We start from the raw sequence: 17,075 nt of genomic DNA, 5'->3' as shown, positions 1-17,075 counted from the left end.
GTAGACATCGGAACAACGTTCTACGTCAAAGCGACGGCTGCGCAGTTCGCGCAGCTGCAGTCGATGGTCTACGAGCTGTCGAGCCTTGATTGCCACTACCTGCCGGCGAACTTGGCCACTGGCGTGGTGAATGTGCTGGATCTGCCGTTCTATTCGGACATCACCGTCCATGCGCTCGAGATGCAATTGCGATTCGCGCGAGCGGACACGATTGCCTGTGCTCCAAACCATGGCGCGCTACCGCATTGGATCGAGTGCGAGATCGCCCTGGTTCAGCGTGAGCTGGAGCGTCGCCGGCAGCACGAACGTCGTACGGCGGGCTTCATGTTTGTATGAGTTTTCTAACCCTTTGGGGGAATGTCCCCAAAGGGCTTCCTCCACGTTCAAGTTCATCAACGAAGGAGAGAAGCATGTCCAAGCAACCGCAACAACAGTCGCAACCCCGTCGGCTGATCACTGTCGAGGAGATCGATGCGACCAGCCTGCAACGTATCCAGCAGCGGTTGGGCGACCTCAGCACGGCGTATTCCGTGGTGAAGCTCCTCGAGGAGAACCCGGCGCTGCAATCCCGGCTGCCGGGCCTTTATCTCGAGGCCCGTGGTCGAATCAGCCGTAATCAGGACTGGTACCGGCTGGGCCGCTTTGCGGGCCAGCTCTACCGGGACTTATGCGACGTGGGCGGCAGAATCGCCCACCGGGTCCGGAAGATGGGCGGGCGCGCCAAGGCCACCACGTGGCCACCGCTGTCCGTTCAATGATGCAACCGTGCCCCAGCTTGCTGGGGCGCCTTGGCAACAGGAGTGCATCATGATGAGTGCGAATCCGGTGCGCATTGAGGTGGTGTACACCGCCGACGGTAGGTGGGCCCCATGGTCGTTGTTCCAACCTGGCGCCCGGTCAACCCGGGCGCCTTCATTCGACACGAGAAACACCTGGTGGTGCCGTTGCCGAACTTCATAGATCATTGAAAACAAATGGTTTATCCTGAAATCCTCAAATTTGATAAATTCAGGATAAATATTTATGTTTCAAGACTTTACGGATGAACAGCGGCGGTTGCTTGCCAACCTGGATCAATTCTACGACGCGCTCATCACAGCCGAGCGCGAGATGCGTGCGATCAGTCTCTATCCGCTGCATTGGAAGACGGTGAGCGGCCGGGACTACCTGTACCAGATCATCGACAGCCGGGGCAATGCTAAGAGCCTCGGCGCACGCGACGCCGAAACAGAGCAGCGGCACCAGGCATGGCATGGCGCGCGCGATCGGCGTGACGGCGCCAAGCAGCGGCTGGTGGAACTTGGCCGCCAGTACGGCGCCTTGCGGCTTGGTCAGATCTCCTCATCGGCGGCCGCGATCCTGCGGGAGTCGGATGCTCGCGGAATGCTCGGTACCCTGCTCATCGTGGTCGGGACCAACGCGATGCCCGCCTACGAGATCGAGGCGCAAAGCCGGATTGGCCGTGGCCTGGATGCGACCGAAGATTTCGACGTCGCCTGGGTCGCCGGGCTTCACCTCTCGACCAAGGCTGCGCTGCCCCAGTCGGGCAGCCCGATCTGGGAAATGCTGCGCGCTGTGGACTCGACCTACACCGTGAATACAGAGCGAGGCTTTCAGGTACGGAACGCCAATGCATACGAGGTGGAATTGCTCGTCGCGCCCAGCCAGGCGGATTCGTTGGTCGTTGGCGACAAGCCTGTTCCGATTTCGTTGCCCGAACAGGAATGGTTGCTCAACGGTAGATTCGTCGACCGGGTCGTCTGCGGTCGGGACGGATCGCCGGCGCGCATCGTTGCCCCGGACCCGCGGTGGTTCGCTTTGCACAAGCTTTGGATGGCGGAGCAGCCCAAGCGCAATGTTCTCAAGCGGACGAAAGACCATGCCCAAGGGCTGCGCGTCTTGGACGCCGTGTTCGCGCGGATGCCTCACTATCCGCTGGACGAGGCCTTTGCTGCGGAATTGCCGGATGAGCTCGTGCCATATTTGAGTCGCTGGCGCGCGGAGACGCAGGCCACTCCGCCTGCAGCAGCGTGGTAGTCGATCTGTAGCACCCGTCTCACCAACCCATCTCAGTCTCTTCTCTCAACCCGTGCGGGCTCTCCGCTCGGGGCCCGCCTCCTATGGAGGCATCATGGCCCTCATGTTTCCGCGCCTCGCGCGCAATTTCATCAAGAACGGCTACTTCCCCACCGATGACCTGACGCTCGCCGGCATCCTCGGCGCGCTCGAGGCCGACGGCCCGGTCCGCCTGCTCGACCCGTGTTGCGGTGAGGGTAGCGCGCTGGCCGAGGTGAAGCATCACCTGCAGGCGATCGGTGCGGAGCCCATGTCGCTGGGCGTCGAATACGATGCCGAGCGCGCGTGGCACGCCAAGGGCTGGCTCGACCAGGTCATCCACGCCGACGTCAACGACGTGGTGATCGGGCAGCGAAGCGTGGGCCTGCTATTTCTCAATCCGCCCTACGGCGACGCGCTGAGCGATCGGGCAATGCTGTCGACCGGCCATAGTGGCCGGAAGGAGCGGCTCGAGAAGCAGTTCTACCGGATGGCCATGCCGTGGCTGGCCTTCGGCGGCGTGCTGGTCTTCATCGTGCCGCACTACGTGCTCGATGCGGAGCTGTCCGCGATGTTGGCCCGGCACCTGCACCAGGTCCAGGTCTTCCTCGCGCCAGAGCAGCGTTTTCGGCAGATCGTGCTGTTCGGTGTCAAGCGCCGATCCGACTCGCCGGACACGAAGCTGGCCGCCCGGCTGGAAGCGATCGGCCGCGGCGAGTTGCCCGAGATCCTGCCGACGAACTGGCACCTGCAGCCGTATCGGGTGCCGCCGGCGCCGGCGGAGGCCTTGCGCTTCCAGGCGATCCGGATCGATGGTCGTCAACTCGCCGACGAGCTCGGCCGTACCGCGCAGCACACGCTGTGGCCGCAATTCGACCACTACTTCGGCGCGCGGACGCTTCCTCATCGACGGCCGCTCTGCGAGCCATCTGACTGGCACCTGGCATACGCGCTTGCCGCTGGCCAGCTCTCCGGAGAGGTCAGCGCGCCGGATGGACGTCGCTTCCTCATCACCGGCGACACCTACAAGGAGCGCACAAGTCAGGTGGCCTTCGAGGAGAACGACGACGGTGACCTGGTCGAGGTCCGCACGCTGACCGACAAGTTCGTTCCGGTCATCGTGGCGCTCGATTTCACGCCAGGCCCTGGCTACGGCGACGTCGTCACCATTCGCTAGCTTCGTAGTTCAGTTTTCATCTACCCCCTCGGGATTCCATTTCCCAGGGGAAGTGGGATCCCTTTCAACCCGAAAGGAAGCCCCCATGCAAATTCAGACCCTCAATCGTGAATCCGCTCAGGCCTGGCTGCACAGCGTTGTGCGGCAACATCTGGCGAGCAACGCACGACGCTATGACCGGTCCTGCTATACCCCCGACCTGGGCCGTCAGTGCAACGCCTTGGGTATCCACGTAGATCTCAAGCCGGAAGAGGGCAAGGTGGTCGAGCTCAGCGAAGATTGGCTGCTGCTGAAGACCGGCCGCGCCTCGTTCTTCGTCGCGGCGAGGTCGTTGCTGGCGTTCCAGCCCGCTTTGGGCGATCAGGTCCGGATCACGCCCTATGCGCGCCGGCGCTTTGATGGCACGCGCCTGGACGCACCTATCCAGGAGCGTTACGGCGACGTCGTCTTCGATGTCTTCAAGCTCGGTGAGCGGGTTTCACCGCTGCCGATCGACAAGTCGGCGTTGCGGTCCCCGCATTTGCTCGCGCTGATCGAGCAAGTCGAACAGCTATCGGCGCCCGACCGCTACCGCACGCTGGCGCAGCTCCTGCTCGACGCCGGCGGCGATTCCCCTCGTGTCGACTATCGCGACGTCGACGACAAGGATCTCGGTCGGATCGCGCCTGCACTGCGCTTTTCGGTGCAGACGACCAAGCACCGAGGCCATCTCGACATCCGCTACAACCGGGGTGCCGACTGGTACGACCTGTACCTGATCGAAGCGGGCAGCCTGGACGAGGTACAGGCCCGTACCGGGGTGTACTTCAACGAACTGGCGGTCGTGATCGCCAGCCTGATCGACGACGGCAGCTGGCTGCTTGCAAAAGTAGAAGTGCTGCAGGCGGCGCGGCAACGACGTGCTGCCTGAGCGGCATTGATTTTCAACCCGCGGGGTTTCGGCCCGCGGGCCGCCCGCATCCTTGGAGAGAGCGATATGGATGCATTGCAGCACGAGTTGGCCGCCGCGTTTCCCGGCCTGGTCGATGGAAGCGAGGTCAACGGGGCGGACCTGGTCGATTGGCTGAGTGGCCGGTTCGCCCGGCTGCCGCTGGCTAAACCGCGGGTACTGATCGTGGTGGCGGACGGGGTCGGCGACTATGTGGTGGATGAAGCAGTGGACGTGGTGATGTTCGACTGGGACAACTATCGGGCGGGCGATCCGTCCGAGGTGCCTGCTCACTTTGCCGATCTTGCGGCATGTTGCGCCGTGCCGCTCGCGGCCAGTGTCGCGGAGGCGCCATGACGTACCAGATCCGCGAATTTCCTGAGGTGTTCTGCGACGCGTGTCTGCGCGCTCCGACCGGCGAGCTGCTGCTCCTGAGCTGCTACGGCCGCGACGGCGCGCTGCAGCAGATGCTGGCGGCGTTCACGCTTCCCGCGACGCAGGGCGGTGTCGGCGAACTCACCCTGGATCCGGCCATGCCGGAGACCGGCGGCCGGGTCGTCAAGGTGCCGATCGGCAATCCCGAGCGGCAGGACAAGCACATGGGCAGGCTGCCGGCGACGTTGTTCGGCCAGTTGAACCACATGTGGCTCTACGACACGCGCTTGGCCCAGCTCGATCGGGCCAATCGCTCGGCCTGGCTGCTTTGGCCGGCGCCGGCGCCAACGGCCCGCGACGTCGCCTCGGCGGTGTGGGCCACCATCAAACAGCTGTCTCCGCTGCCATTGCTGGATGAATGGCGTCAGCCGGTGCTCGAGGCCGTCGGGGCTGCCAACCTGACCTGGATGAAGCGCACCAGCTATCCGCCACTCGGCCGCTTGGCCGCGTTGCACCTGGTATTGCCCGAAGACTTCGCCGAGCGCGTCTCGAGGCTGATCAAGCAGGGCGTGATCGGACTCGACAGCACACCCGTGCCGACTGATCACTGCTTGATCGAACACCTGGTCACCTGACGCGGCTTCATTCCCTTTCATCCACCCTCGCGGGCCTGCCCGTCGGGGGAGGCCCGCCTTCACTTTCGAAGGCACAACATGCACACCACTCACGAACGTACCTTGGGCCTGGCCGAATTCATCCAGGACTTCAAGCCGACCCTGCTGGACGCGGTACGGCGCCAGAACCCGCCGTTGTTCGTCGACGAGGATCCCTTGGTCGACGCGACGCTGGATACCCTGAGCCGCCTACCGTTCCCGGCCCAGCGCAAGGTCATTCAGGCGATGTACCAGCTGCTGGCGGTGCACGATCAGCCCGCCGGAGTGATCAACGCCGAAATGGGCACCGGCAAGACGCTGATGGGTATCGCCACGGCCGTGCTGCTCCACTATGCCGGCTTCAAGCGCACCTTGGTCATCGCGCCGCCGCACCTGGTGTACAAGTGGCGCCGCGAGATCCGCATGACCGTACCTGATGCCAGGGTCTGGATCCTCAACGGTCCGGATACGCTGCGTAAGCTGCTGCAGCTCAGGCAGTTCAACGCCGCGCCGCAGGCGCCCGAATACTTTATCCTCGGGCGGGTCCGCATGCGCATGGGATTCAACTGGCGGCCGGCTTTCGCGGTACGTGCGCTGGCGATCGGTGAAGGCCTCGAGCGCGTATCTGGCCGATATGCGGCCTGCCCGCGTTGCGGCGACCTCTTGCAGGACGAGGAGGGGCGCTGGCTGTCTCCGCTGCGGGCGACGGACTGGCTGGGTGAGCACCGGCGTACGTGCCCCGGCTGTAAGGAGGCGCTGTGGTCGCTGGTGAATGAAAAGCTCGGCGGCGATCGCCTGCGTACGATGGTGGACAAGGCCTTGCGCCGACTGCCCACGATCGGAGAGAAGACGGCCAGCCGCTTGATCGAACAGGTCGGTGCCGAGTCGTTGTCCGCGATGCTGGAAGACAACGTGTTCGAGTTCATCAACATGCTCGATCGCGACGGCGACCTGTTGTTCAGCGACCGCCAGGCCGCGCGCATGGAACGCGCCTTCGCCCACACCGAGATCTGCTTCGGCCAAGGGGCTACCAGCCGACCGAGTTCGTGAAGCGCTACCTGCCGCACGGCTACTTCGGGTGCCTGGTCGTCGACGAGGGACACGAGTACAAGAACGAGGGTTCGGCGCAGGGGCAGGCCATGGGTGTGCTGGCCAGGAAGTGTCGCAAGACCCTCCTGCTGACCGGCACGCTGATGGGGGGCTACGCGGACGACTTGTTCTATCTGCTACACCGGCTGAACCCTCGGATGATGATCGAAGACGGCTTCCGCCATAATGCCCGTCGTTCGCTGACGCCGGCCTGCATGGCCTTCCTGCGTCAGCACGGCGTGCTCAAGGACATCTATCGAGAGCGCAGCGAGCAGTCGCACCGTACGGCCAAGGGCAACAAGATCCAGCACCGGACGACCAAGGCGCCGGGCTTCGGCCCGAAAGGCGTCATGCGCTTCGTGCTGCCGATCACCGTCTTCCTCAAGCTGAAACAGGTCGGTGATGTGCTTCCGCCCTATAGCGAAGCGTTCGACCCCGTGACGATGTCGGATGCGCAGGCGAGGTGCTATCGGGAGCTCGCCGGCAAGCTGCAGGGCGAGCTGCGCCAGGCGCTCCGCCGCGGTGACAAGTCGCTGTTGGGTGTCGTGCTCAACGCGCTGCTGGCCTGGCCGGACTGCGCGTTCCGTCCGGAGGTCGTGCGCCATCCCCGCACCAGGTCGGTGTTGGTTTCGCTCCCGGCGATCGCCGACGATTTGACGCCGCTGCCCAAGGAGGCCGAGCTGATTCGGCGCTGCCAGGCGGAGAAGCGGTTGGGGCGGCGGGTGCTGGCCTACACGGTCTACACGGGGACACGCGACACGACGGTACGCCTGCAGCGGCTGCTGGAGCGGGCCGGCCTGAAGGTGGCGGTATTGAAGGCGACCGTGCCGGCGGAACAGCGCGAGGACTGGTTGGCCGAGCAGGTCGACCGCGACGTCGACGTGCTGCTGACCAATCCCGAGCTCGTCAAAACCGGCCTGGATCTGCTGGAGTTTCCGACCATCGTCTTTCTGCAGTCCGGCTACAACGTGTACACGCTGATGCAGGCAGCCAAGCGGGCGTGGCGGATCGGGCAGAAGCAGGCCTGCAAGGTCGAGTTCCTGGGCTACCAGGGCACGGCCCAGATGGCGTGCCTCGAGCTGATGGCGAAAAAAATCGCCGTGGCCATGTCGACGTCGGGCGATATGCCGGACTCCGGCCTGGACATCCTCAACGACGCCGGCGACAGCGTGGAGGTCGCGCTGGCCAAGCAGCTGGTCGCGGCCCCGGCATCGATGCCGGCGCAGCCAGGCCCTGGCCAGGACGACCTGTTCGGTGAAGTGGTCTACGGTATTACCCGTGCTCAGCTGATCGAAGACGGTACCCTCGTCGACGTCAGCGCAACCGGCCGCGAAGCGGGCTTCAAGGTGCCGGTGGCGATGACGTGCGAAGTATGGGACGACTGCGTCAGCTGGACGGATGACGATGATCGGGCCCAGACCGTGCAGGACGAGGCCGGTCGGCTGTGGGACGTGCTGTGGATGGCGTTCCTGGCGGCACGGCAGGCGGGGGACGGACCGGAGCGGCTCTTCAGCGTGCTGCGGGTGCCGCGCGACGGCGTTTCACAGCAAGCCGAAGAAGTGCAGCTCAAGCTGCACATCGGCCCGGGCGACGCCGGCGAGCCCGTCATCACCATCCTGCAGCCCAACCAGGATTAACTTTCAGCCCTGCCTTGCGCGGGGCTGCTTTTCTCCTGGGGTGCTCAAATTGTGAGCAGGTCAGTTCGAGGCTTGATCGGCAAGCACAATTTCCAAGCCTAGTAATGGTTATCCACAGCCTCTGTGGAAATCTGATCGATTCTCGGTGAGTAGGCCTGCATCCTGTTCATACCGGCTCCGGTCAAGCCAGCTCAGTCGTCATAAGACATTTTGTTGAATTGCAAGACAAGCAAGGCACTATCGAACAGTAAGCCAAAATAGACGCATTGCGTCTTGTAGGTGATGTTATACCGTTCGAGCTTAAGAATTCCGGCGCAAGATCCTAAATGGTCACGAATTATTCTGAGCATGTCCATTACTCTGAATGACAGATATTTCTTGCGATCCAGTATTGCTTCATCCGAGAGGCCGGCCGCGATGCCGAGTACATCGACCGCCAAGTAATCACATAGCTCTGCTTCAAGTTCACCAAGCCCGCCAGGAAGCTCGTTGACGCTTGAAAATTCCAACTGCGTTTGTTGGGCATAATGTTCGATGAGCAAGTCGGTCACGTTTTTGTTTTTATCGTCGCGTGATATCAAGTATGCGGCGCCAAGATGCTCCCTGATCTTGCCGCTTAGCTCAGTAATACCATGGATATATCCGTCCAGTCGGGCTACTTCGATTTCCAGTAGTTGGTCCATATATTGATTTCTTGATAGGTTAAGCTTAGGCGTTGCCTGATAATTACTGGCAAGCATCACGGTAGAACCGTTCTAGCTCCGCGAGCTTAGGGTTTAACGTCTTGTCGATCCATGCTTTATGGCTCATGTAAGATGGTGATTCTGGATTCAAGTCCGTTTTCCGCCAGGAAATCTGGGATTTAAGAACTGCAATGGCATTGGCAATTTCGCCGCAATGGTTTTTCTTGCCGTTTCCACCTGCGGCACAAGCAAAAACATCCGGTTTGACGTTTCTTGCTTCTTCCTCTTGTAGATGTGTATATGGAGCTTGAGTAGTGGCATTGCCACCGGGCAATTGGCTGCTTGGCTCGGGATGGAAAAGATCATAAATGCTTCCTCCCAGTGGCTGGCCAGCAATCTTTTCCCACGCCCAATTAAATCCAAGGCCAATACCGACGCCGCCTAATGCAGCTGCGCCGATCCCTGCTCCAGCGACAGCGGCAGATGTGCCTGTAGCCGCCCCCGCCGACACCGAAATCCCGGTATATGCACCTGTAGTATCTACGAACAGACCTTGCGAGTCGGCATGGCTAAGCGGATTCCCATTCACATATGCATAGGTATTTATCCCGCCCGCAAGCCCGATCGGATCGCTCTGGATATACCGCCCAGTCTGAGGGTCGTAATCGCGGAAGTAATTGTAGTGCAGCCCTGTTTCCCGGTCGTAGTACTGCCCCGGGAAGCGCAGGTTGAATGCATACGGCGCGTTCGTTCCCGACGGGTCTTCGTTTGGCACCATCGCGCCAAAGGGTTCACCCTGCCAGGCCCAGATCGGTTGCTTGGCCGCATCGGTCACCAGCCGCGGTGTGCCGAGGTGGTCGGTGTGGACGTAGCGGATCTCGGTCCCGAAATCGATCACCGCGATCGGCTGGCGGCCCAGGTAGACGTACTCGCGCCGCGTCGTGCCCTGCGTATCGGTCTCCGCCAGCAGGCGGCCCCACTGGTCGTAGTGGTAGAGCGTGGTCACGCCCTGCCAGGTCTTGGCGAGCCGCCGGCCCCGCGCATCGACGGCGTACTCGGCGCCGCCGGCGCTGACCAGCCGGCCGCGCGCGTCGTAACGGTAGCTCTGCCTGCTGTCGGTTACCCGGCTGCCGTTGGCGTCGTACTGGTAGGCCGTCGCCTGCGGGCCGACGCTGCCTGTGAGCCGGTTGCTGGCCTTGTCCACCGTCAGCGTGTAGGCCTGGCCGTCCGCGGTCAGGCTGGTGCGGTTGCCGCCGGCGTCGTAGCCGTAGGCCCGGTTCTGGCCTTCGCCCTGCCAACTGGTCAGCCGGTCGAGCGCGTCGTAGCCGTAGCTGCTGCGCTGGCCGGCCGGCAGGCCCAGCCGCTGCAGCAGGCGGTCCCACCAGCCGCCGGCAATCTGCTGGCCGGTGAGCCGGCCGGCCTGGTCGTAGCTCAGCGTCACCGTGCTGTCGCCCAGCGTCAGCTTGCTCATGCGTCCGGCCAAGTCGTAGCTGCTGCTGCGCACTTCACCGTTGCCGAAGGTCCAGCCGGCCACCGGGCCGAAGGGGCGCTGGACGAAGGCGGTCGCCAGCGGCACCGCCGCGGCCGTACCGATCTGGGTCTCGATCCGGGACAGGTGGCCGTTGGCGTCGAGCAGGTAGTTCACCGCCCGGCCGCTCGGGTAGGTCAGCTTGTGGTTGCCCTTGGCGTCCCAGGCGTAGCGGACGACGTAGTTGCGGCCCCGCAGCGTGCGGTTGTCGATGCTGCGGCGGCCGGCAGCGTCGTAGCCGTAAGCGACCTGGCCGGTGCCGTCGATCACCAGCGTCGGCTTGCCGGCGGACGTGCCCGAGGCCGAGGCGCCGTAGGCGTAGATCTCGGTCTGGCCGTCCGCATAGGTGACCTTGATCAACCGGCCGGCCGCGTCGTACTGGTACTGCGTGGTCTGCTTGAGGTTGTCGGTCCTGCTCTGCGACTGGCCGTCGGGTCGCGGCACCCAGCTCGTCACGCCGGTATCGGGGCTGGTCAGCTTGATCTGGCGGTCGAGGCCGTCGTACTGGTATTCGGTTGCCAGGCTGCGCGGGTCGGTCACCTTGGTGAGGTTGTCGCGGCCATCGTAGGCGTAGCGCGTGCTGCCTTTGGCCGCGTCGGTCACCTTGTTGAGCCGGCCGAGCGCGTCGTAGGCGTAGGACGTGGTGCGCTGCAGCGGGTCGGTCTCGCCGCTCAGCTTGCCGTTGGCGTCGTAGGTATAGGCGGTGCGCTGGCCGGTGCCGTCGATACGGGCGGTGACTTGGCCGAAAGCGTCGTATTCGTACTGGACGCGCTCGGTCTCCGCCGCGCCGGCCGGTATGGCCGCCGCGAGCAGCAGGGGGGCGAGCGCGGCGCGGCAGACCACGGCGCGATGCGTGAGATGGAATCGGATCGGGAAGCTCATCAGCGCGCTCCTGCCGTGTCGAAGGTGGAGGCCTGGATCACGCGGCCGAGGCCGTCGCGGGTGTACTCGACGTAGCCGCTGCCCTGCTCGGTGACGCGCTGGAGCCGGCGGGCGGCGTCGTAGGCGTAGAGCAGCGTCCGGCCGCTTGGCTCGACCACCTTGGCGAGCTGCCCGTCCAGGTCGTAGGCGAACTGGGTGAGCTGGTCGGCGTCCTTCACGCTCGCCACCCGGCCCATGCGGTCGTAGGTGTAGGCCGTGACGCTGCCGTCCGGCCGGGTGACGGTGCCGACCCGGCCGACCAAGTCGTGGCCGGCATAGCGGGTCGCCAGGCCGGTCGATTTGTCCAGCGCCGAGAGCCGGTTGCCGCGGCTGTCGTACTCGTACTGGAGGGTCTGGCCGCCGGGCAGGGTTTCGCTGGCGAGGCGTCCCCAAGCGCCGTACTGGAAGGCGTGGCGCCGCTGCGCGCCGGTCGCCGGGTCGGTCTCGATGCGTTCGAGCAGCTGACCCTGGTCGTTGTAGGTCGAGTCCTCGACCTGGCCGGGCCGGGTCACCTTGACCGGGACCGGCAGGACCGAATGCCAGGCCTGCTCGGTCTTCACTTCCTGGGCGGTGCCGCCGGCCTCGACGATGACCGCGGGCAGGCCGCGTGCGTTGAAGTCGCGGTACTCGGTCTTGCCCTTCCGGTCGTAGGTCTGCAACTGGTCGAGATTGCCGTCCTTGTCGAAGTGCTTGAACAGGACTTGGCCAGGGCAGCCGTCCGCGCATTCGACCGACACCCGGTTGTTCACCCAGACCAGCGCGTCGACCGATTTGACGTAGGTCTGGACGAAGCCCAGTCGCGTGGTGACTGCCGCCTTCTGGATCACCTTCTCCGGCCCGGGCACCAGGCTGGCGCCGTCGGCCGAGACCGGCCGAACGGTCTTGGTCGCGCCGCTCTGGTAGGTCTCCGCCTCGGCCTCCGGCCGGTTCGGGAAGGCGGTCTTGAAGAGACGGTTTTCGCCGTCGTAGCTGTAGGCTACGGTCTGGACGTTCTGCTTGTCGGCCTGGCCGACGATCAGGTGCGAATCCGGCGCCTTGTAGAGGTAGCGGCGCACGTTGCCGTCGGGCGAGGTGACGGTGGTGAGCTGCTGGCCGGCGCTGTAGCCATAGGTCGTGGCGTAGCCTTCCGGCGGCGTGAAACTGCTCAGGCGGCCGTTGGCATAGGCGAGCTTCCAGACGTTGCGGAACGAATCCTGGACCGAGGCCAGCCGGTCGCCGTCGTAGGCGTAGGCCTGGGTATAGCCGCCCACCTCCACGGTCTCGATCAGCCGGCCTTGCAGATCGTAAGTCTCCTTGCGTCCGCCCGCGGGCTCGTGGACCCAGCGGTCCGCCAGCTTGCGCAGCGGGTCGCCATCCGGCCCGAGGTACAGATTGTCGCCGGCCAAGTTGAACAAGAGTTGCTTGTCCCCCGTGACGAGCGTCACCGATTGGCCTTGCTCGCCTTGCAGTAGCTTGCCGTGGAGATTACTGGTCCAGCCCGGCCCGAGGCCCGGCGAGCCTTGCTTGTCGTCGCTATTGTACGAACGCGAGAAGGACAGCAACGGGGAGTCGTAATCGCGCTGTTCCGCTAGCTTCAGCCCACCCAGTGGTGCAACCGGCGCGTTGCAGGTCACGCATTCGATCATCAGCCGGGAAATGACGACCGGCACCGGTACGGCCGGATAGCAGGTCGGGCTTTCCTTGACTACGTACTTGCCGGCCCAGCCGCCGGGTATCTTGTCCAGTTCGGCATGGTCGATAGTGCAACCGGAGCCGGAGGCGGCGAGCTTCGCCGCCGATGCTTCGAGGTAAGCCTGGTTGGCGGCCGCCATGCTGGGATAGACGCGCCACCAACCTGTCTGTATGAATTCCAGCATGCCCGCCGGGTTCGTCCAGCCGACAAATTCGAAGTTGCCGGTTGCGAGCGATGGGGTACCTGCCAGGAACAAGGCGGTCTTCAGAATGGCGAACGCAAAGCGCCCAAGCTGGGGGAGGGGATTTCTGTGCAACTTGATCTCTTACAGGATGATGTTGAGCCGGGCATGCGCTCATGGGGGAAGCTGAGGACGTGATGCTGGGCTGCGGGTTTGGACTCGACATTGTTCAGCGCGGCCGAAAAATGCGGATGGCATCATACAGGTCGGGTGGCGATGAGGCTTCCTCTAAATGAGGGATGTCATCGCGACCCTGCGGAGCCGTGAAATGCAGTTCGGTGCTTGCAAGTGCGAAGCGCCGGGTCGCTTGTGAGAGCTCGGTGCGTTTTTCCGGCTTCGGCGAACTGTATGCAAGGTAGGCATATCGGGCGCTCCTGAAATTTGAGCCTATTTTTTTCAGGGGCCGGAGGTCGCAGGTTGTTGGATAATAGCGATTGCCATGAGAAAGCTATCATCCCGCCGTCGCCATGACGCCAAGCTAGCACGGCATGAAGTGAATCCACCTGGCCGGTCCGACCCTTGATCGGAAAGCATAATCGCAGCGCATGACGACGATTATCCACAGTTCCTGTGGAAATCTTCGGTTGGAATCATGGCCGATGAAGGCGTTGAGCGAACCGGATGTGCCGCTGCTTGCGCCGCGGCTGGGGCGTGGGTTGCATTAGACGCTTCAATTGGGAGGCGATATGCAACATGCACGACAGCGCTGCCAACTGTTCGCGGTATTGCGCGATTTGGTCGAAAAGAGTCATGAATTCCATGGGGCACATTCCTTCTAGGTGATAGGTGTTTAATTAGCTACCCGTACGAGTGGGCCGTCACACCGATCGGTGTGCGTAGGCCCTCGGTCCGCGCATCGTTCGCGACCGGTATGGGTATTTCCTCTTGGGTTTTTTCCAGGTGGACGGAGTAGGGCCAGACTTCGCTTCTGTGCCTGCTGCTTCATTCATATGGTGCTCTATTCGCGCTGCAGGACGCGCGGCGGCTCGAGGTACTCGCGTCGAGCCGAGCGAAGGGATCGAGCGCCGGTTTTGGTGTCGCTTATGGGGAAGGGCTTGCCGAGCGGAGTAGACTCATCCCTGCTGGAACTGGGGCGGCCGCGCGGTTGTCCGGATGTGCGTTAGAGGTTTTGGGGTACGAGGTCGAGGACGATCTCATTCGCGGTTTGCGGGGTTCTCGGCGAACCAATACCGACATGGTTGTCGATCTGATGGACTTTTCGAACAGTGGCGCACTCATGCAGGCGTTCATTCTCACAGCGGTCCAACAATATGCGGAGCAATGCATTGAGGCGGGCGCTACCGCATTCGATACCGGGTATCTCAACGGGCATGCGTGGATTGCGTGCGCGACCGAAGCGAATGCCGAGATTTCGGCTCATCTGAAACTGAATAGGTAGTACCAAAAGCCCCACCTCGGTGGGGCTTTTGCATGGCGCGCAGGATGCTGGATAATGATGCTATGAAGAAGCGATCACCCCACCGCCGCAGTGATGCCAAACTGGCACTGCATGAAGTGAATCAGTGGGTCTTTTCCCCTCGGCACGGTTTGTCTCAATTGGTGGAGATGGGACGCATCGATGAAGGGGTGGTTGTCGCATTGCACACTCTAGCTGAATTGGTCCATGTGCTCGGGTGGTCGTCTGATTCCCCCTTTGCTACAGAGGGCGTGTTTGCTTTGGTGGGGCAAATCTATGCTGGCGATTCGGTCGATTTTGACGAAATTGCTTCAACACAGGCATGGATCGACCGAGTCGCGAGGAAATTGCTGAACCTGAAGCGCACAGACTATCAAGTGGCGATACGTCGCTTGATTGAGCTCACTGAGCAAAAGACCCTGCTGGCTCAGCTCGAACAGGAATTCGCGGAAAACTTGAAGTAGCGTCAAAGAAAAAGGGAGGCTGACGTCTCCCTTTTTCGTTGCTGCATCAGGTCAGAGCCCTGCCGCAATAATTCGCTGGGCGAGTTTCAGCGCGCAAGCTTCGTATAGATGACGGCGGCCGAACAGTTCTTCGTCCGACCGGGCCATCGCACGATGCATCAAGCGAATCCGATACGCATCAGCGCTGGTCGTCCCCGGCATTTCGTCAGGTTCAACTGCATGCCATACGCCATTGCTGGCGCGACGATAGATTCGGCACGGATTGCCTTGTGTAGCGGCGTACTCACATGCTTCAACTAGGGAGGTATGGATCGAGGGGATCCAGGTGTTCTCGCTGATGACTTCTTCAACCTTGTATTCCATGGTGGTTACTCCGAAATGGAAAAGCCCATCAACCGCGGGGTTGATGGGCTTTCGCTTGGGTTGAAATGAAAGAAAGGTTTAACGCCCGGTGACCTCGTGGAAGAAGCTGATTGCCCGGCGGGCCTCCGTCACGACGAGGGGCTGCGGAAGCATCCCTGCTTCGTTGGCATCAACGAGAGCCTGCAGCCGCTCCATCGCCTGGTAGTAGTTGAGCGGTTCCTGCTCAGCAGCGGGTTCCGGCATCACCTCGGGTTCGTTGTCCTGCTCGATCCCTTCGGGTAGCAACCAGTCGCGACTGCTCGCCGGCAACTCGACCGCACGGATCGCCCGCGTGATGGCGACGTACAGCAGGTTCACCTCTTCCCTGAATTTCTCAGGGTTGTCGCGCGACTTTTCATCGGGGGCACCATGACGAAGTCGTCGGTGAGGACGACCTGGTCCCACTCGAGCCCCTTCGACTTGTGCGCAGTGGCCACCACGACTGCTGCTCGGGCGTCCGGCACCTCCGCGGCCCGGAGGGCGTTGTAGATGACCGGAATCCGTGTCGTGTACTGCTCGACCACCTTGACCAAGGCTTTCACCTCGACGTCGTTCGCTTCCTCGCCGTACTGCCGGAAGGTCCCGAAATCGGGGAACTTCGCCACAGCCTGGTCGCGGATAGCGTCGCGCGCGTCCGCCCACAGGTGATAGGCGTCGAGCACCTTCCCGAAGAAGTAGCCCTCGAAGCCGCCCACATAGTGGATCCCGCCGACCGTGCGACTACCCTGCACCAGCCGGGCCAGTTCGCCGAACAGGCTGGCGTTGGTCCGGGACAGCAAGGTGTAGGGCTGACGACGGTCGACCGTCCACTTGACCTGGATGTCGGAACGGCCGGTGACGGCGTGCTGTTCATCCTTGTAGTGCTGCAGCAGGCGTGTTGCCACCGCCGCGATGCCTTCGCCGAAGCGGAAGGACCGGGTGATGGCGACGCGCTTGTCCGCCGGCGCGGTCTCCATGGCGTTGACAGCCTTACGGAAGCTGTAGATGCCTTGGTGTCGATCACCGACCAGGACCAGCTTGGCGTGCTTACGTTGTGCGAGCACCAATTCCAACGTGACCGGATTGGTGTCCTGGGCTTCATCCAGCAGGATGTAGTCGTAGCTGAGCTTCGGCCGAGACATGACCCACAGCTTCAGGTAACCGTCGTGCGGCATCTTCACAGGCGATCGCGGGTTGGACATGTCCTGCCAGACTTGCTTGGCCAGGTCGACGATGACGGCGGCGTACGCGGGATCGTCGTCATCGCTGACGACGTGCGACGCGTTGATCTCGTCGTCGACCGAGCAAAGCCAGGCGGATACGGCTTCGAGTGCGGACTTCGCGCGCTTGACCGTGCAGTTCATCCGGGCGCCGATCTCATGGGCGGTTGCATTGCCCAACTTCTCGCTGAACTGCTTGCCCACATTGCCATACGCCAGGCTATGGGTGGTCCGGCAGTCCACGTTCTTGGGAAAGCGCTCTTTCGCTGCGGAAGCGATCGAGCGATTGAAGGCGAGATACAGGATGCGGGCACGCGGCCGGGCTGTGGCAAAGGCCTCCAGGGTGGAAGTCTTGCCAGTCCCTGCAAAGGCGTCGACAGCGAGGATATTGACCTCGGCTGCGATCACTTCGCGCTGCTCTTGGGTGAGGGTATGTGTCATGGTGGTCTCCGTTCATACGAAAAAAACGGGGACCACAACCCTTGAGGGGAGTGAATCCCCACAAGGATGGATAGGATGGTGAACCGTTCACCAGCTCGAAGAGCTGTCCGTTTCAGGTGATGACGGACGTTTTTGCACCGCTTACGCGGCAGGCGCTCCTTGACGGGGAGCGGGCGGGCTTTCGCCAGACAAC

Annotated in this window: 17 protein-coding genes; 11 read left to right on the top strand and 6 right to left on the bottom strand. The window is 62.7% G+C overall.

The annotated features are described in order from the left end of the window. The first annotated feature begins 63 nt into the window (after positions 1 to 63). The 9 genes from H9L41_RS16760 to H9L41_RS26430 all read left to right on the top strand — a co-directional run bounded on the left by H9L41_RS16760 (position 64) and on the right by H9L41_RS26430 (position 7,914). A complete protein-coding gene (locus tag H9L41_RS16760) occupies positions 64 to 336 on the top strand; it encodes a hypothetical protein (RefSeq protein ID WP_187523495.1) in 273 nt (90 codons plus the stop codon). Positions 337 to 410: 74 nt separating this feature from the next. Further along, the gene (locus H9L41_RS16755; protein ID WP_028444763.1) at positions 411 to 758 is read left to right on the top strand and encodes a hypothetical protein; all 348 of its coding nucleotides are present in this window, start codon (positions 411 to 413) and stop codon (positions 756 to 758) included. A gap of 265 nt (positions 759 to 1,023) precedes the next feature. Further along, positions 1,024 to 2,037 (top strand): GSU2403 family nucleotidyltransferase fold protein, encoded by a 1,014-nt coding sequence (locus tag H9L41_RS16750; RefSeq protein ID WP_028444762.1) that lies wholly within the window; start codon positions 1,024 to 1,026, stop codon positions 2,035 to 2,037. A gap of 94 nt (positions 2,038 to 2,131) precedes the next feature. Next, complete coding sequence (locus H9L41_RS16745) at positions 2,132 to 3,232, top strand: DUF6094 domain-containing protein (protein ID WP_028444761.1); 1,101 nt, start codon at positions 2,132 to 2,134, stop codon at positions 3,230 to 3,232. A gap of 85 nt (positions 3,233 to 3,317) precedes the next feature. Then, positions 3,318 to 4,142: a hypothetical protein gene (locus H9L41_RS16740; protein ID WP_034605913.1), complete on the top strand. Its 825-nt coding sequence runs from the start codon at positions 3,318 to 3,320 to the stop codon at positions 4,140 to 4,142. Between the two features lie 66 nt (positions 4,143 to 4,208). Beyond that, positions 4,209 to 4,517 carry a hypothetical protein gene (locus H9L41_RS16735; protein ID WP_028444760.1) on the top strand — a complete coding sequence of 103 codons (309 nt, stop codon included), beginning with the start codon at positions 4,209 to 4,211 and terminating at the stop codon, positions 4,515 to 4,517. Then, positions 4,514 to 5,170 (top strand): hypothetical protein, encoded by a 657-nt coding sequence (locus tag H9L41_RS16730; protein WP_051318694.1) that lies wholly within the window; start codon positions 4,514 to 4,516, stop codon positions 5,168 to 5,170. Before H9L41_RS16735 ends, H9L41_RS16730 begins: the two co-directional genes overlap by 4 nt. A 78-nt stretch (positions 5,171 to 5,248) precedes the next feature. Beyond that, the gene (locus H9L41_RS26435; RefSeq protein WP_444542108.1) at positions 5,249 to 6,238 is read left to right on the top strand and encodes an SNF2-related protein; all 990 of its coding nucleotides are present in this window, start codon (positions 5,249 to 5,251) and stop codon (positions 6,236 to 6,238) included. Next, positions 6,235 to 7,914 (top strand): DUF6573 family protein, encoded by a 1,680-nt coding sequence (locus tag H9L41_RS26430; RefSeq protein ID WP_444542107.1) that lies wholly within the window; start codon positions 6,235 to 6,237, stop codon positions 7,912 to 7,914. The genes H9L41_RS26435 and H9L41_RS26430 overlap by 4 nt, the downstream gene beginning before the upstream one ends. A 191-nt stretch (positions 7,915 to 8,105) precedes the next feature. Here the strand turns inward: H9L41_RS26430 and H9L41_RS16720 are convergent, their stop codons facing one another. Genes H9L41_RS16720 through H9L41_RS16710 form a run of 3 tightly spaced genes read right to left on the bottom strand, consistent with a single transcriptional unit; the run spans position 8,106 to position 13,034 of the window. Then, positions 8,106 to 8,597, bottom strand: coding sequence for a hypothetical protein (locus H9L41_RS16720; RefSeq protein WP_028444759.1), 492 nt, complete (start codon positions 8,595 to 8,597; stop codon positions 8,106 to 8,108). A 43-nt stretch (positions 8,598 to 8,640) separates the two neighbouring features. Beyond that, positions 8,641 to 11,007 carry an RHS repeat domain-containing protein gene (locus H9L41_RS16715; RefSeq protein ID WP_051318693.1) on the bottom strand — a complete coding sequence of 789 codons (2,367 nt, stop codon included), beginning with the start codon at positions 11,005 to 11,007 and terminating at the stop codon, positions 8,641 to 8,643. Next, complete coding sequence (locus H9L41_RS16710; RefSeq protein ID WP_169730134.1) at positions 11,007 to 13,034, bottom strand: DUF6531 domain-containing protein; 2,028 nt, start codon at positions 13,032 to 13,034, stop codon at positions 11,007 to 11,009. Before H9L41_RS16710 ends, H9L41_RS16715 begins: the two co-directional genes overlap by 1 nt. A 1,120-nt stretch (positions 13,035 to 14,154) precedes the next feature. Here H9L41_RS16710 and H9L41_RS16705 point away from each other — a divergent pair. Next, a complete protein-coding gene (locus tag H9L41_RS16705; RefSeq protein ID WP_034605912.1) occupies positions 14,155 to 14,358 on the top strand; it encodes a hypothetical protein in 204 nt (67 codons plus the stop codon). Positions 14,359 to 14,390: 32 nt separating this feature from the next. Further along, complete coding sequence (locus tag H9L41_RS16700) at positions 14,391 to 14,840, top strand: hypothetical protein (RefSeq protein WP_157461832.1); 450 nt, start codon at positions 14,391 to 14,393, stop codon at positions 14,838 to 14,840. Between the two features lie 51 nt (positions 14,841 to 14,891). Here H9L41_RS16700 and H9L41_RS16695 read toward each other — a convergent pair whose 3' ends face one another. The 3 genes from H9L41_RS16695 to H9L41_RS16685 form a co-directional block, all read right to left on the bottom strand. Next, positions 14,892 to 15,203: a hypothetical protein gene (locus tag H9L41_RS16695; RefSeq protein ID WP_157461831.1), complete on the bottom strand. Its 312-nt coding sequence runs from the start codon at positions 15,201 to 15,203 to the stop codon at positions 14,892 to 14,894. Positions 15,204 to 15,281: 78 nt separating this feature from the next. Continuing rightward, positions 15,282 to 15,560 carry a hypothetical protein gene (locus H9L41_RS16690; RefSeq protein ID WP_187523494.1) on the bottom strand — a complete coding sequence of 93 codons (279 nt, stop codon included), beginning with the start codon at positions 15,558 to 15,560 and terminating at the stop codon, positions 15,282 to 15,284. Continuing rightward, a complete protein-coding gene (locus H9L41_RS16685) occupies positions 15,557 to 16,882 on the bottom strand; it encodes a UvrD-helicase domain-containing protein (RefSeq protein WP_187523493.1) in 1,326 nt (441 codons plus the stop codon). Before H9L41_RS16685 ends, H9L41_RS16690 begins: the two co-directional genes overlap by 4 nt. Positions 16,883 to 17,075: the final 193 nt, after the last annotated feature.

This window comes from Chitinimonas koreensis (assembly GCF_014353015.1).
In the GTDB taxonomy this organism is placed as follows: domain Bacteria; phylum Pseudomonadota; class Gammaproteobacteria; order Burkholderiales; family Chitinimonadaceae; genus Chitinimonas; species Chitinimonas koreensis.
Note: the sequence above shows the minus strand (reverse complement) of the source record. Positions and strands in the feature narration are given on the sequence as shown.